Source organism: Campylobacter concisus (assembly GCF_002912895.1).
GTDB classification, from domain to species: Bacteria; Campylobacterota; Campylobacteria; order Campylobacterales; family Campylobacteraceae; genus Campylobacter_A; species Campylobacter_A concisus_G.
Window position 1 is genome coordinate 1 of the sequence record NZ_POZX01000061.1, and the last position, 844, is coordinate 844.

The window sequence follows — 844 nt, forward strand, 5'->3', positions numbered from 1 at the left end:
TTGCGTGATCAAAGAAATTTGTATCCTCGCTTTGGCAAAAGTACTGCGTCTGGTGCAGCTCTTGACAGACCACGAGATCAGCACCTCCCTTTTTTGCCTCAGCGATTAGCTCAAGCGTCTTTGCGATAGTCGCCTCTTTTGTGCCTTTAAATTCTTGTTGAAGTAGTGCTACTTTCATCTCATTTCCCTTCTTTGTCGTTGTACGGGTCTAAATGCGTGGTTATCTGCCACGAATAATCCCTAAATTTCTCTCTTATCTCAGCTTCAAGCGAGTCGGCCACCTCATGCGCATCGTAAAGCGAGATATCTTTGTCAAAAACTAAATGCAGCGTTAAAAATATGGTATTTGCGCTCTGCCTTGTGTTTAGATAGTGAAAATCAGAAATTCTTTCTTTTGCCTTTATCATCTTGATGATCCCCTCTGTGACTTCAGGGCTTGCTGCATGATCTAACAAGATACCAAAGGCGTCTTTACCTAAATTTATAGCACTTTGAGCGATGTAGCCGCTTATCACGATACCAAAGATCGCATCTATCATCACAAATCCGCTAAATTTAATGATAAGTAGCGAGATGATGACTGCTAGGTTGCTAAAAAGGTCGATCTTATAGTGCAGTGCGTCTGCTTTTATGATAAGGTTTCCACTTTTTTTAGAAATTTGGTTTAAAAATAGCACCAAACATAACGTCACAACTACCGAAAAAACCATCACACCAAGGCTTAAGCCAAGGTCTATCACTGAATTTCACTTGCTTAATTTCTTCACGCACTCATAAATGCTATGTCCAGCAGACACGACGAGGAGGATGCTCTCAGATTGCGCAGCCAAGGCCTCTGGCTTTG

General features: G+C 41.8%; 2 protein-coding genes. Both read right to left on the minus strand.

All coding sequences use genetic code 11. The features are described 5' to 3' along the window. On the minus strand, positions 1-178 hold a 178-nt coding region (locus tag CYP51_RS07110; protein WP_275935714.1), incomplete at its 3' end, for a nitrilase-related carbon-nitrogen hydrolase. A 1-nt stretch (position 179) separates the two neighbouring features. Further along, positions 180-740, minus strand: a complete 561-nt coding sequence (locus tag CYP51_RS07115; RefSeq protein ID WP_258032816.1) for a cation diffusion facilitator family transporter — start codon at positions 738-740, stop codon at positions 180-182. Positions 741-844 lie beyond the last annotated feature (104 nt).